The 14,155-nt window shown below is 58.9% G+C and carries 14 protein-coding genes; 8 read left to right on the plus strand and 6 right to left on the minus strand.

The window, feature by feature from the left end:
* On the minus strand, positions 1-459 hold the full coding sequence (locus tag ACRC4F_RS17880) for a tripartite tricarboxylate transporter TctB family protein (protein ID WP_438660547.1): 459 nt from the start codon (positions 457-459) through the stop codon (positions 1-3).
* A 60-nt stretch (positions 460-519) separates the two neighbouring features.
* Positions 520-1,497, minus strand: a complete 978-nt coding sequence (locus ACRC4F_RS17885) for a Bug family tripartite tricarboxylate transporter substrate binding protein (protein ID WP_403098951.1) — start codon at positions 1,495-1,497, stop codon at positions 520-522.
* Positions 1,498-1,888: 391 nt separating this feature from the next.
* Between ACRC4F_RS17885 and ACRC4F_RS17890 the strand changes: the two genes are divergently transcribed.
* Positions 1,889-2,560 (plus strand): response regulator, encoded by a 672-nt coding sequence (locus ACRC4F_RS17890; protein ID WP_038358340.1) that lies wholly within the window; start codon positions 1,889-1,891, stop codon positions 2,558-2,560.
* The gene (locus ACRC4F_RS17895; RefSeq protein WP_438660548.1) at positions 2,553-3,941 is read left to right on the plus strand and encodes a sensor histidine kinase; all 1,389 of its coding nucleotides are present in this window, start codon (positions 2,553-2,555) and stop codon (positions 3,939-3,941) included. Before ACRC4F_RS17890 ends, ACRC4F_RS17895 begins: the two co-directional genes overlap by 8 nt.
* A 121-nt stretch (positions 3,942-4,062) precedes the next feature.
* On the opposite strand, the gene ACRC4F_RS17900 is transcribed toward ACRC4F_RS17895, so the two are convergent.
* A complete protein-coding gene (locus tag ACRC4F_RS17900) occupies positions 4,063-4,884 on the minus strand; it encodes an HDOD domain-containing protein (RefSeq protein ID WP_438660549.1) in 822 nt (273 codons plus the stop codon).
* Between the two features lie 35 nt (positions 4,885-4,919).
* Positions 4,920-5,861: a CAF17-like 4Fe-4S cluster assembly/insertion protein YgfZ gene (gene ygfZ / locus ACRC4F_RS17905; protein WP_438660550.1), complete on the minus strand. Its 942-nt coding sequence runs from the start codon at positions 5,859-5,861 to the stop codon at positions 4,920-4,922.
* Between the two features lie 149 nt (positions 5,862-6,010).
* Between ygfZ and ACRC4F_RS17910 the strand changes: the two genes are divergently transcribed.
* Positions 6,011-6,265: a succinate dehydrogenase assembly factor 2 gene (locus ACRC4F_RS17910; RefSeq protein ID WP_007944081.1), complete on the plus strand. Its 255-nt coding sequence runs from the start codon at positions 6,011-6,013 to the stop codon at positions 6,263-6,265.
* The gene (locus ACRC4F_RS17915) at positions 6,249-6,701 is read left to right on the plus strand and encodes a protein YgfX (RefSeq protein WP_438660551.1); all 453 of its coding nucleotides are present in this window, start codon (positions 6,249-6,251) and stop codon (positions 6,699-6,701) included. Before ACRC4F_RS17910 ends, ACRC4F_RS17915 begins: the two co-directional genes overlap by 17 nt.
* Here the strand turns inward: ACRC4F_RS17915 and nadB are convergent.
* A complete protein-coding gene (gene nadB, locus ACRC4F_RS17920; RefSeq protein ID WP_438660552.1) occupies positions 6,670-8,286 on the minus strand; it encodes an L-aspartate oxidase in 1,617 nt (538 codons plus the stop codon). The two genes, ACRC4F_RS17915 and nadB, sit on opposite strands and share 32 nt — an antisense overlap.
* Positions 8,287-8,844: 558 nt before the next feature.
* Here nadB and rpoE point away from each other — a divergent pair.
* The 4 genes from rpoE to ACRC4F_RS17940 all read left to right on the plus strand — a co-directional run bounded on the left by rpoE (position 8,845) and on the right by ACRC4F_RS17940 (position 12,619).
* Complete coding sequence (gene rpoE / locus ACRC4F_RS17925; RefSeq protein ID WP_007944079.1) at positions 8,845-9,426, plus strand: RNA polymerase sigma factor RpoE; 582 nt, start codon at positions 8,845-8,847, stop codon at positions 9,424-9,426.
* Between the two features lie 30 nt (positions 9,427-9,456).
* On the plus strand, positions 9,457-10,044 hold the full coding sequence (locus ACRC4F_RS17930) for a sigma-E factor negative regulatory protein (protein WP_438660553.1): 588 nt from the start codon (positions 9,457-9,459) through the stop codon (positions 10,042-10,044).
* A gap of 8 nt (positions 10,045-10,052) precedes the next feature.
* Positions 10,053-11,009, plus strand: a complete 957-nt coding sequence (locus tag ACRC4F_RS17935) for a MucB/RseB C-terminal domain-containing protein (RefSeq protein ID WP_438660554.1) — start codon at positions 10,053-10,055, stop codon at positions 11,007-11,009.
* Positions 11,010-11,191: 182 nt separating this feature from the next.
* A complete protein-coding gene (locus ACRC4F_RS17940; protein ID WP_438660555.1) occupies positions 11,192-12,619 on the plus strand; it encodes a DegQ family serine endoprotease in 1,428 nt (475 codons plus the stop codon).
* 80 nt (positions 12,620-12,699) lie between these two features.
* On the opposite strand, the gene ACRC4F_RS17945 is transcribed toward ACRC4F_RS17940, so the two are convergent.
* Positions 12,700-14,133, minus strand: a complete 1,434-nt coding sequence (locus ACRC4F_RS17945; RefSeq protein ID WP_438660556.1) for a M48 family metalloprotease — start codon at positions 14,131-14,133, stop codon at positions 12,700-12,702.
* Positions 14,134-14,155: the final 22 nt, after the last annotated feature.

Below are 14,155 nucleotides of genomic sequence, written 5' to 3' on the forward strand. Positions count from 1 at the left end.
TCAGTTCTCCAGAACGTCGAGCAGGCCCAGAGGCAGTGGCACGTCCATGACTTTGTCGAACAGCAGGTACAGCCCGATACTCATCAGGCTGATAATCACCGCGCCCGGCAACCAGCGTCCGCCGTACAGGCGGGCCATCGGAATCCCGATCAGCATGCTGCTGAGAATGAAGCCCAAGGGCTCGAACAGCCCGGCGAAGATCAGCAGCAGCAACACGCAAAGGCCAATCTTGGTCAGGGTTTCGCGATCCATCGGCGGATCTTCATCGGTGTGTTTGATAGGCGAAGGGCGGTACACCATGTAAACCAGCCCCAAGCCCATCAGCCCCAGCATCAACAGCGGGAAGGCCCGTGGTCCGATCGGTTCGTAGGAAAAAGGCGCCTGGTAGGGCCAGGCCATCAGCACCAGGCTGAGGCAGGCCAGCAACAGCACCGAAGCAAAAATGCGTTGTAAGAGCATGGGAAACTCCTGGGCCGCAGCCCCCGACAGTCAGGGGCCGCCACCACTAGAAAGAGGCGATCACTGGATCAGGCCGAACTCTTTGGCCAGCACTTTGTAATCCGACACTTGCTTCTTCACGTAGGTGTCCAGTTCCGGGCCGGTCATGGCGAACGGGAAGAGCTCACGCTGATCGCGCAGCTTGGCGAAGTCTTCGGACGCCAGCAGTTTGTCGAAGGCCTCTTTCCACCAGGCGTAGTCTTCGTCGCTGACCTTTGGCCCGAGGTAGAAACCGCGAACCACTGGCCAGACGATGTCGTAGCCTTGCTCTTTGGCGGTTGGAATGTCTTTCATTTCCGGCTCGTCCAGACGCTTCTCGGAGAACACCGCCAGCAGGCGCATATCGCCGCTCTGGATGTGCGGCATGGAGTCGGAAATGTCGGTGCTGCCGACCTGGATGTGGCCGCCGAGCAGGGCGGTGGCGATTTCACCGCCGCCTTCGAGGGCGACGTAACGCAGGTCGCGCGGGTTGATCCCGGCGGCCTTGGCGATCAGCGCGGTCTGCATCCAGTCCTGGCTGCCGACGGTGCCGCCGGAGCCGATCACCACTTTGCTCGGATCTTTCTTCAGCGCCTGGACCAGATCGTCCAGGGACTTGTAGGGCGAATCGCTTTTCACCGCGATAGCACCGTAACTGGTGCCAACGGCAGCCAGCCAGCGAACGTTGGTTTCATCGAAACGACCGAACTTGCCCTGGGCCAGGTTCAGCAGCGAACCGCTGGACCACGCCACTAACGTGCCGGCGTCGGCCGGACGCTGAGCGACCACCGCGTTGTACGCCACCGCGCCGACACCGCCGGGCATGTAGGTCACGCGCATCGGTTTGGTCAGCAGTTTTTCGTTCACCAGCGCGCTTTGCGCCAGTTTGCAGGTCAGGTCGAAACCGCCGCCAGGCGAGGCCGGGGCGATGCATTCAGGGCGTTTTGGCTCAGCCATCAGTTGACCGGCGAACAGCATGCAGCTGGCGGCGAGGGCGAAACGGCGCAGTGATCGATTCATTGTTGTCTCCACGGGAGTTTTTGTTTTTGGGGATGTTTCAGGTGCGACGGTTTCGCGTCGTGCAGCCGGTATCGGCGCTGACAAGCGTGAACGATGGGGATTGAAAAAACGGGCGGGGCGGGTAAACCTGAAGCTGTCTGGCCAGCATGGTGCAGTACCTCGTTATTGTTCTTATTGGCGAAAACGCATCAAGGCGTTTTTCGGGAGCTACATTTCAAAGCACGATCGGGTGGTCCGCAGTCGAAACCATCCGTGGGCCGACTCTAACGGGCCAACCTTTCACTAACCTTTCAGTTGGCTTTCACAGTTTTCAGGCTTCACAGCGGCGGATGCGGCTGTAAACTCCGCGCCGAAGAATGGCGTCGACCATCCCTGAATGAGGTAAAGATCCATGCGTGTCCTGCTCGTCGAAGACCATCTGCAGCTCGCCGAAAGTGTCGCCCAGGCGCTCAAGAGCACCGGGCTGACCGTGGATGTGCTGCACGACGGCGTGGCAGCCGATCTGGCCTTGAGCAGCGAGGAATACGCGGTAGCGATTCTCGATGTGGGCTTGCCGCGCATGGATGGTTTCGAAGTGTTGGCGCGTTTGCGAGCAAGGGGCAAAAACCTGCCGGTGCTGATGCTGACCGCCCGCAGCGACGTCAAGGACCGGGTTCACGGGCTCAACCTCGGTGCTGATGATTACCTGGCCAAACCGTTCGAGCTGACCGAACTCGAAGCACGGGTCAAAGCCTTGCTGCGGCGCAGTGTGCTGGGCGGTGAGCGTCAGCAGCGCTGCGGCGTGCTGGCCTATGACCTGGACACCCGGCGCTTCACCCTCGGTGAAGAATTGCTGACCCTGACTTCCCGCGAACAGGCGGTTCTTGAAGCGTTGATCGCCCGGCCCGGTCGGGTGATGAGCAAAGAGCAGCTCGCCTCCCAGGTGTTTGGCCTGGATGAAGAAGCCAGCCCGGACGCCATCGAAATCTACGTCCACCGCCTGCGCAAGAAACTCGATGGCCAACCCGTCGCCATCGTGACCTTCCGCGGCCTCGGCTATTTGCTGGAAAGCCGCGATGCATAAGCCCAGCAGCCTGCGCTGGCGGTTGTTGTGGAACCTCGCGCTGTTGTTGGTGGTATTAATGCTGGCCAGTGGTTTGAGCGCGTACTGGAATGGTCGCGAAGCCGCCGACACGGCTTATGACCGGACTCTGCTGGCGTCGGCGCGGACCATTGCCGCAGGCGTGTCCCAGCGCGATGGCAGTCTCAGCGCCGACGTGCCTTACGTGGCCCTCGATACCTTCGCCTACGACAGTGCCGGGCGCATCTTCTATCTGGTCAACGACATCAATCAGAAGCTGATTTCCGGTTACGAAAACCTCCCGCCGCCGCCCCCGGGAACCCCGCGTACCGATGACTATCCGGCACTGGCACGTTTCTATAACGCCCAATACCGTGGGCAAAACGTCCGCGTGGTAAGCCTGCTCAAACCCGTGAGCGAGCCGAACATGAACGGCATGGCAGAAATCCGCGTGGCAGAAACCGACGAGGCCCGGGTCGCCATGGCTCGCAGTCTGGCGGCGGACACCTTGCTGCGTTTGGGCATGCTGGCGGTCGGTGCATTGCTCATGGTGTGGTTTGCGGTCAGCGCGGCGTTACGTCCACTGGAACGCTTGCGCACAGCAGTGGAGGAGCGTCAGCCGGATGATTTGCGGCCATTGCCGCTGGTGGAAGTGCAGCATGAATTGTGGCCGCTGGTGCGCGCGCTCAATCACTTTACCGAGCGCCTGCGCGGACAATTCGAGCGGCAGGCGCAGTTCATCGCCGATGCCGCCCATGAACTGCGTACGCCGTTGGCGGCGCTCAAGGCGCGACTCGAACTGGGCCTGCGCTCAAACGAACCGCAAACCTGGCGCAGTACCCTGGAAACCGCTGCCCAGGGCACGGATCGCTTGACTCACCTGGCCAATCAATTGCTTTCGCTGGCGCGGGTAGAAAACGGGGCCCGGGCGATTGCCGAAGGCGGCGCGCAGTTGTTGGATCTGAGTCAGTTGGCGCGCGAACTGGGTATGGCCATGGCGCCGTTGGCCCACGCACGCGGCGTAGCCCTGGCGTTGGAGGCGGACGAACCGGTGTGGCTGCGCGGTGAGCCGACGCTGTTGAACGAACTGCTGAGCAATCTGGTAGACAACGCCCTCGCGCATACGCCGCCGGGCGGCAATGTGATTCTGCGGGTCACGGCGCCGGCGGTGCTGGAGGTCGAGGATGACGGGCCGGGGATTCCGATTGATGAGCGGGATCGGGTGTTCGAGCGCTTTTACCGGCGCAATCAGCAGGTCGCTGGCTCAGGGCTGGGGTTGGCGATTGTCGGCGAAATATGTCGCGCGCACCTGGCGCAGATCAGTCTTCACGATGGTGAACAGGCGGGTTTGAAGGTGCGGGTGAGTTTTATTGCCGGAGAGTGAGAACCCCATCTGTGGCGAGGGAGCTTGCTCCCGCTGGGCCGCGAAGCGGTCCCACTCCATACCTGGAAAAGAAGGGGACTGCTGCGCAGTCCAACGGGAGCAAGCTCCCTCGCCACAGAATTCAGTAAAACATCGACCGCGACTCTTCCAGATCCCGGCACATCGCCTCGTTCTCCGGATCGATCCCCAGTTTCTTGAAGGCCGGCACGCTGAACGCATCAATGCGGGCCAGCGGGTGGTCGGTGTCTTTATGGCAATACAGGCTGGCCACCTGAACCAGATCGACATAATCGACCCGCTCGGACTGGCGTTTGAAGTCCAGGTACAGCCCTGGCAACTGCACCAGCATTTCCGGAAATTCCCAGACCCTGAGCAGCTTGTCGCCGATCAAGGGGTGAATGCGGTCGATGACATGGTTGAGGCTGACCGGATCAGACAGCAATTCATAATGGTCTTCGGCGTAGGTCAGAATAGGCAACACGCCAATCTGATGCACCAGCCCGCCGAGGGCTGCCTGATCAGGTTTGAGTTGTGTGTAACTACGGCACAGCGCATAGCTGACGCCGGCGATTTCCAGGCTTTTGCGCCAGACATCGCGCATTTTCTGTTCCACCACCTCCGAGCGGGCATGGAAAATCTGTTCCATCACCAGGCCGATCGCCAGATTGCTGCTGTAGTTGACGCCCAGTCGTGTGATCGCCGTGTGCAGGTCAGTCACTTCCTGAGTCGCGCGCAGCAGCGGGCTGTTGACCACTTTGATCAGGCGCGCCGACAACGCCGTATCACGGCCGATCACTTTGCTCAGGGTACTGACACTGATCTCCGGATCTTCAGCGGCCTTGCGAATCTGCAAGGCTACTTCCGGTAATGTTGGCAGAACCAGGTCATCGTTATCGATGGCCTCAACCAAATCCTGTTGGACCTTATCCGCCAGCTCGCTCATTTCTTTTCTCTAGGGTGTTGCAACAAGTGCTGCGGTTAACGCTGGATTTCGCGATCGCGATCCAGTTGATAAGGCAGGTCTAGCAGGTGCAAGGCTGGCCCTTCGAGGGTGCCCAGATGAATATCGCCACCCTCTGCTGCTTCGGCTTGCAACACGGCCAGGAGTTCAATGTGTTGCCCGGTTTTGGCGGCCAGTACCACTTCGCCGATAGAACTGCCGTGGGACGGGGAAAACAGTTGGGTGCCGGGCTCGGGCAATTCGCTGGCATCGAGTGTCAGGCGATACAAGCGGCGCTTGAGTTTGCCCAGGTACTGCATGCGCGCGACGATTTCCTGGCCGGTATAACAACCCTTTTTGAAACTCACGCCACCGACGGCTTGCAGGTTGAGCATCTGCGGGATGAACAACTCGCGAGTGCTCGGCATGACCTGGCCGATCCCTGCGCGGATCTGGCCCAGCAGCCATTGATTCAGATCGCCTTCACTCAACAGGGCGGACAGCTTGCCTTTAATGGTATCGGCCTGATCGACCGCGACCCACAGTTCGGCGCGATCCGGCGAGACGCGAATGGCGATCAGGCCTTCATGGCGCGCGACGCTGTCGGTGTCTGTCGGCAGCTCAAGACCCAGGCTGCTCAGTGCGGTATCGCCATGATCAAGGCCGAAGCGCACCCAGGCGGCGCTTTCATCGGTCAGTCGGGATTTGGAGAACACGGCGTACTTTTTCAGGTCCGCCAACTGCGGTTCGAGCAATTCGGTGGCCATCGCCAGCAGAACGCCGTCACCTTCAAGCAGAATGCGGAAACTCGATTGCATCCGGCCTTTCTGCGTGCAGCGGGCGCCGAGACTGGCCTGGGTGTCGCTCAGGTAATTGAGGTTGCAGGTCAATTGGCCTTGCAGGAATTTGCTGGCGTCCGCGCCGCGGACTGCAAGAACGCCTTCATGGGACAGGGTGCAGAAAAAAGCAGAATCGGCCATGGGTCATCGCAGGGTAAAGAGTCTGGGGGACATCATAAGGGGGCGCTCTCGAAATGGGTAGTTCACAAAGGATCGATGGCGCCCGACCAAAGCCGACTGTTCGACCGTGTCTGGGGCTGTATACTTGCCGCCTATTTGAGGAGCGCTCCATGGTCGAAGATGTTGAACTGAATCGCCTCTACTGGCACAGCCGCCGTGGCATGCTCGAGCTTGACGTGTTGCTGGTGCCATTCGTGAAAGAGGTCTACCCGCACCTCAACGACGTCGACCGCGATTGCTACCGCAAGCTGCTTGAATGCGAAGACCAGGACATGTTCGGCTGGTTCATGGAACGCGCCGAATCGGAAGATCCGGAACTTCAGCGCATGGTTCGCATGATCCTGGATCGTGTCCAGCCCAAGTAATGCGTTCGAATGCCGCTGGCATGCCTCGCGGCAGTTGCTGGCGGCATATCTTGTGGCCCAGCTGTTCGCGCTGGGTTCGTTGTTTCTTCTTTCTATTCCAGTCTGGGCGCTTTTGCTCGGTATTACGCTGTGTGTAATTCACGGCGTCTGGCTGCTGCCGCGGCAGATTTTGCTGACACATCCAATGGCATTTCGCGGCTTGCGTCGCGATGCCGATGGCTGGCAGTTGTGGAATCAAGTGGCGGGTTGGCAACCGGTGCAGTTGCTTCCGGACAGCCTGGCGCTGCCGTTGGTCGTGGTGCTGCGTTATCGACTGCGAGGCGAACGACGGGTTAGATCGATCTGCGTTCCCCACGATTCGCAGGCGGCAGATGTGCACCGACGCCTGCGGGTTCGACTCAAGTTCAGTCGGCGTAGGTGGGCGGCACCAGAATAGTGTCCAGTGCGACCGGCAGCAGGTTCGGGTAGTCGAGGGTGTAATGCAGACCGCGACTTTCCTTGCGCTCCATGGCTGACTGGATCATCAGCTCCGCCACCTGGGCCAGGTTGCGCAACTCGATCAAATCCCGACTGACCTTATAGTTGCTGTAGAACTCGTCAATCTCGTCCAGCAACAGCCGCACGCGATGCTGCGCGCGTTGCAAGCGTTTGTTGGTGCGCACGATGCCAACGTAGTCCCACATGAATCGCCGCAGTTCATCCCAGTTGTGTGCAATGATCACGTCTTCGTCGGAATCGGTGACCTGGCTTGCATCCCAGACGGGCAGGGCGATCGGAATCGAAACCTGCGGCAACTGATCCAGTATGTCCGCCGCCGCCGAACGGGCGTAAACGAAGCACTCCAGCAGCGAGTTGCTGGCCATGCGGTTGGCGCCGTGCAGGCCGGTGAAGCTGGTTTCGCCAATGGCATACAGTCCCGGCACGTCGGTGCGACCGTTCTGATCGACCATCACGCCGCCGCAGGTGTAGTGCGCCGCAGGAACCACCGGGATCGGTTGCTTGGTGATGTCGATGGAAAACTCCAGGCAGCGTTCATACACCGTCGGGAAGTGCGTCTTGATGAACGCTTCGGGCTTGTGGCTGATGTCCAGATAGACGCAGTCGATACCCAGGCGTTTCATCTCATGGTCGATGGCGCGGGCGACGATGTCCCGGGGCGCGAGTTCGGCACGCGGATCGAAGCGTTGCATGAACCGCTCGCCGTTGGGCAGCTTCAGGTGCGCACCTTCGCCACGCAGGGCTTCGGTAATCAGGAAACTCTTGGCCTGCGGGTGATAAAGGCAGGTCGGATGGAACTGGTTGAATTCCAGGTTTGCCACCCGGCAGCCGGAACGCCAGGCCATGGCGATGCCATCACCGCAGGCGCCGTCGGGGTTGCTGGTATACAGGTAGACCTTGGCCGCGCCGCCGGAGGCGAGGATCACGAACCGTGCGCCGTAGGTGTCGACTTCGCCCGTGCTGCGATTCAGCACGTAGGCACCCAGGCAGCGATCGCCTTCCAGGCCCAGGCGTTTTTCGGTGATCAGGTCGATGGCGACCCGCTGTTCCAGCAGTTCGATATTCGGTCTCAGTCTGGCCTGGGCGAGCAAAGTTCTGAAGATCGCTGCGCCCGTGGCATCGGCGGCATGAATGATACGTCGATGACTGTGACCGCCTTCGCGGGTCAAGTGAAATTCGAATCCACCGTCTTCGGTGCCGGATTGTTCGTCGCGGGTAAACGGTACGCCTTGATCGATAAGCCATTGAATGGCTTCTTTACTGTGCTCGACGGTAAAACGCACGGCGTCTTCGTGGCAGAGCCCACCGCCGGCATTGAGGGTGTCGTCGACGTGGGATTCGACAGTATCGGTGTCATCCAGAACGGCAGCGACGCCGCCCTGGGCCCAAAATGTCGAGCCGTTGGCGAGGTCGCCTTTGCTCAGTACGGCGATGCGCAAATGACCGGGCAAGGTCAGCGCAAGGCTCAAACCGGCAGCGCCGCTGCCAATGACCAGAACATCGTGTTGAAACTGTTGGCTCATTTCAGGATTCCGCTCAAAGCGACCCGGGTCGGGGTTGGCGCAAGACTGCTGGAACGGCGAGTCAAGGCAGCCACACAGCCCACTAGTATATAGAGGGGGGGAGCGGCACAATACCCGAGCGCATATGGCATTGTGAAACTACTGTGACGGAAAATCCTTGACGCTTCGTCGGATGGTTTTTTGGACGGTTAGGCGACAAGGCGACTGTATCAACGATTTAACAGTCTTTTTCTGTTCACGGTTGCACAATGTCCCTTTCGTCCGGCTATAAATATTTGGAACTTTTGCCAAAGGCCCAAGATCAATAGACGGTGCCTGAAAAGAAGGACAGTGTCGGTTTCAGGACGGGACTAGCGGTTTGGTCCTTGCGATTGAATCCGATGACAAGATTATTCGCGCAGCCGGGTCATGCCGAGCTGCGCTTTTCGTGCGTGCCAAATCAGAGCCCGCAGGAAACTTGCTTGGAGGGGGAGAACTTTTGCGAAAAGCCCGAGTCTATGTTTGCAAGTCTGGTCGTTTAGTTATGCAAGCCTCCTCCGAGCTTATCGAGGAGTGTTCATGCTAACCCAGGAAGAGGATCAGCAGCTCGTCGAGCGCGTTCAACGCGGCGACAAGCGAGCTTTCGATCTGCTAGTGCTGAAATACCAGCACAAAATTCTCGGGTTGATCGTGCGTTTCGTGCACGACACCCATGAAGCCCAGGATGTGGCACAGGAAGCCTTTATCAAGGCATACCGCGCACTTGGAAATTTTCGCGGAGACAGCGCGTTTTATACGTGGCTTTACCGCATCGCCATCAACACGGCGAAGAATTATCTGGTTTCACGCGGCCGTCGGCCGCCGGATAGCGATGTCAGTTCCGAGGATGCAGAGTTCTACGATGGCGATCATGGCCTGAAGGATCTCGAGTCGCCAGAGCGTGCATTGCTGCGGGATGAGATCGAAGGCACCGTCCATCGAACCATCCAGCAACTGCCAGAAGATTTGCGTACGGCTTTAACTTTACGTGAATTCGATGGTCTGAGTTACGAGGACATTGCGGCAGTCATGCAATGTCCGGTGGGTACCGTGCGCTCCCGGATTTTCCGCGCTCGGGAAGCCATCGATAAAGCCCTGCAGCCGTTGTTGCAGGAAAACTGAGACAGCGGCGATAGCCAAGAGAGGAACGCCATGAGTCGTGAAGCCCTGCAGGAATCGCTGTCCGCAGTGATGGATAACGAAGCGGACGAACTGGAATTGCGTCGGGTATTGAATGCCTTTGACGATGTTGAAACCCGTGAAACCTGGGCTCGTTATCAAATCGCTCGGGCAGTTATGCACAAGGATCTGCTGCTTCCACGTCTGGACATCGCCGCGGCAGTTTCTGCTGCTTTGGCCGACGAAGCCGTACCGGCAAAAGTTTCCCGTGGTCCATGGCGCAGCCTGGGTCGTTTGGCTGTTGCTGCCTCGGTGACCGTTGCTGTGCTGGCAGGTGTGCGTCTGTACAACCAGGACGAGATCGCTGGTGTCGAACTGGCTCAGCGGTCCACTCAACCGGGTCTGGCCGTTCCTCAGGTCAAGGGTCCAGCTGTATTGGCAGGCTACAATGAGAGTTCGGAAGCCACTGGCCCTATGGCCAACGGCGTATTGCAAGGTCAGCCAGGCTGGCACGATCAGCGTCTGCCAGGGTACTTGCGCCAACATGCTCAACAAGCTGCACTGAAAGGTACTGAAAGCGCTCTGCCTTATGCTCGTGCAGCAAGCCTGGAAAACCGTTAAGGAGGATCATGCGCGCCATACCTCTACTTTCGCTTCTGCTCGGTGGCTGGTTTGTTGTTCCAGCCCACGCCGATGAAGCCCAGGACTGGTTGACCCGTCTTGGTCAGGCCGAGCAACAGCAAAGCTTTCAAGGCACTTTTGTTTACGAGCGTAACGGTAGTTTTTCTACCCATAACATCTGGCACCGCGTCCAGGATGGCAAGGTCCGCGAGCGATTACTCCAGCTCGACGGCTCAGCACAGGAAGTCGTGCGCATTGATGGGCATACTCAATGCGTCAGCGGCACCCTGATAGCAGGGCTTGGGGATTCCCCCAACTCCTCTGGTCGTGCACTCGATCCACAAAAGCTGAAGAATTGGTATGACCTTGCCGTGATTGGCAAGTCGCGTGTGGCTGGGCGTGCGGCAGTGATTGTTTCACTGACGCCACGTGATCAGCATCGTTACGGGTTTGAGCTTCACCTTGATAAAGAGACCGGCTTGCCGCTGAAGTCATTGTTACTCAATGACAAGGGGCAATTGCTGGAGCGCTTCCAGTTCACTCAACTGAATACCGACAATATGCCGTCTGACCGCGACTTGCAGGCAGGCGACGATTGCAAGGCAGTCAATCTCGACGGTGACAAGGCTTCCGCCGTAAAAGCCGCCCAGGTCTGGCATTCGGACTGGCTTCCACCCGGTTTCGAGTTGACCAGCAGCAGCGCCCGCAAGGATCCAGAGACTAAAACCCAGGTCAACAGTCTGATGTATGACGATGGTCTGGCGCGGTTCTCGGTATTCCTGGAGCCATTGAACGGTGCGGCTATCACCGACACCCGCACCCAGTTAGGCCCGACCGTTGCTGTTTCTCGTCGCTTGACGACCCCTCAAGGCGAGATGATGGTGACCGTTGTCGGTGAGATTCCGATTGGTACCGCTGAACGGATTGCGCTGTCCATGCGCTCCGATGCCACTGCAACCAAGTAGTGAGCTGATACCGAAATGTTTGGTGAGCATTTCAATTTGCAAAAAAACCTGAATTTTTCTATAGGTCAGAGCCTCACGGCTCTGGCCTTGTTTTGTTGTTCCCGGAACAAAAATACCGGCGTATCTTTCCCGGTGTTCCTTGCTCCATATCGCTTAACCATGCTCGTCGTAACGGGAGCCGTATGTCGATACCACGCTTGAAGACTTATCTTTCCATTTTTGCCACCGTGCTGGTCCTCGGTCAGGCGGTCACTGCTCAGGCCGTCGAATTGCCTGACTTCACCCAACTGGTCGAGCAAGCCTCGCCTGCGGTGGTGAACATCAGTACCACGCAAAAACTGCCGGACCGTCGAGTGTCCGGTCAGATGCCAGACCTTGAAGGCTTGCCGCCAGCGCTGCGCGAGTTCTTCGAGCGTGGCATGCCGCAGCAGCCACGCTCGCCTCGCGGTGATCGTCAGCGCGAGGCGCAGTCCCTGGGCTCCGGTTTCATCATCTCGCCAGATGGCTACATCCTGACCAACAACCACGTGATCGCCGATGCCGACGAAATTCTCGTTCGTCTGTCCGATCGCAGTGAGTTGAAAGCCAAGCTGGTTGGTACGGATCCACGTTCCGACGTGGCGTTGCTGAAAATCGAAGGCAAGGATCTGCCAGTCCTGAAACTGGGTAAATCCCAGGATCTGAAGGCCGGTCAGTGGGTGGTGGCGATCGGCTCGCCGTTCGGTTTCGACCATACCGTGACCCAAGGCATCGTCAGCGCTGTCGGTCGTAGCCTGCCGAACGAAAACTATGTGCCGTTCATTCAGACTGACGTGCCGATCAACCCGGGTAACTCCGGTGGTCCGCTGTTCAACCTGGCCGGTGAAGTGGTCGGGATCAACTCGCAGATCTACACCCGCTCCGGTGGCTTCATGGGCGTTTCGTTCGCGATCCCTATCGATGTGGCAATGGACGTTTCCAATCAGCTGAAAAGTGGCGGCAAAGTCAGCCGTGGCTGGTTGGGGGTAGTGATTCAGGAAGTGAACAAGGATCTGGCGGAGTCGTTCGGTCTTGAGAAGCCGTCCGGTGCGCTGGTGGCCCAGATCCAGGAAGATGGCCCGGCTGCCAAGGGTGACCTCCAAGTCGGCGACGTGATCCTGAGCATGAACGGGCAACCGATCGTCATGTCAGCCGATCTGCCGCACCTGGTGGGCGCACTGAAAGAAGGCGAGAAGGCCAAGCTTGAAGTGATTCGCGACGGCAAGCGCAAGAATGTCGAGCTCACGGTCGGCGCGATCCCTGACGAAGGCAAGGAACTGGACTCGAAACTCAAGTCAGGCGTTGAAACCAACAGCAACCGTCTCGGCGTTGCCGTCGCGGATCTGACCGCTGAGCAAAAGAAAACCTACGACCTCAAAGGTGGTGTGGTGATCAAGGAAGTCCAGGACGGTCCGGCATCGCTCATCGGCTTGCAGCCTAATGATGTGATCACTCACCTGAACAACCAGGCAATCAACGACAGCAAAGAATTCGCTGAAATTGCCAAGGCACTGCCGAAGAATCGCTCGGTATCCATGCGGGTTCTGCGTCAAGGTCGTGCCAGCTTCATCACCTTCAAACTGGCTGAATAAACCGGTTGTCGGCTGAATAAAAAACCGCCTCGAAAGAGGCGGTTTTTTTGTGCCTGAAGCTTTTGTGTTGCTGAAGCAGGTCAGCCCATCATGTCCTTGACCATGCGCTCCTGCTCCATCAACTCACGTTGCCGGGCGTCAATACGCGACGACAACGGGAAGTTGGTGCCGGCCTTGCGCTTGGCGAAGTCCAGTTGTTGAATGGCCTGACGATAATCGCCAACCAGGGCAAAGTACTCCGCGCGAGCCTGATGCAGGCCGATGATGTTGCCTGACAGACCGCGCGTCTCGGCCACTTGATACCACACGTCCGGATCATCCGGGCGCGACTTGAGCAACCCTTCCAGCGCCTTCTCGGCATCGGCGGCACGGTTTTGTTTCAGCAGCAGATCGACACGCACCTGGTTCAGCGGATAGTTACCCGGGTATTGGGTCAGCATCCGGTCAACCCGTGTTTGAGCATCGGGCAGACGATTGTTGGTGATGTCCAGATCGACCTGCGCCAGGTTGTAGATAATCTCGTTCGGTGATTTGGCCAGCAGCAGCTTGAGGTTCTCGCGAGCTTCATTCAGCTGGCCACCCTTGATCTGGGCAATCGCCAGGCCATACCGGGCGACGTCGTTTTTCGGGTTCTCGTCGAGCTGCGCGCGGAAACGCTTGGCGCCCAGGCCTGGGGTTTCTTCATAGACCAGCTGAACGCGTGCACGAATCAGCTGATAACGCATCGTGTCTTCGATGCCGCCCGGTTTTGCCTGTTCGGCGCGGTTGCGGGTGTCGGCGATCCGGGATTCGGTCACCGGGTGAGTCAGGAGGAATTCCGGCGGCTTGGCGTCGAAGCGGTATTGACGCATCAACCGCTCGAACATGGTCGGCATCGAGCGCGGGTCGTAACCGGCCTTTTCCAGGTTGACGATGCCGATGCGGTCGGCTTCCTGTTCATTCTGACGTGAGAAGCGTCGTTGTTCCTGAATCGCCGCCGCCTGAGTACCCGCAATGGCCGCGATCCCGGCGTCGCCGGCACCGGCAGCCGCAATGACAATACCGGCCAGCAGGGCAGCCATCATCGGCACTTGCATGCGCTGTTGGGCTTCAACGCCACGGGCAAAGTGGCGTTGCGACAAGTGAGCCAATTCGTGCGCCAGTACCGAAGCGTATTCGCCCTCGGTCTGCGCATTGAGGAACAGACCGCCGTTGACCCCGACGATCCCGCCTGGCGCCGCAAAGGCGTTGAGCTGCGGGCTGTTGATCAGGATGAACTCCAGGCGTCGGTCATTGACCTGGCTGGTTTCCACCAGTCGGTAGACGCTGGATTCGACGTAATCCTTGAGCTGCGGATCGTTGAGTTGCGAGACCTGGCTGCGCAACAGTGCCAGCCACGCACGGCCCAATTGGTATTCCTGTTGCGGCGAGACAATGGCAGAACTGGCGTCGCCGAGTGACGGCAGGTCGTCGGCGAAGCCCGGTGAGGCGAGCAGGCAAGCGAGCGTCAGCAGGGTAGGGCGCAAAAAAGTCATGCACAAAGCCTTAGTCGACAAA

The organism is Pseudomonas sp. (genome assembly GCF_051660785.1).
Lineage (GTDB): Bacteria > Pseudomonadota > Gammaproteobacteria > Pseudomonadales > Pseudomonadaceae > Aquipseudomonas.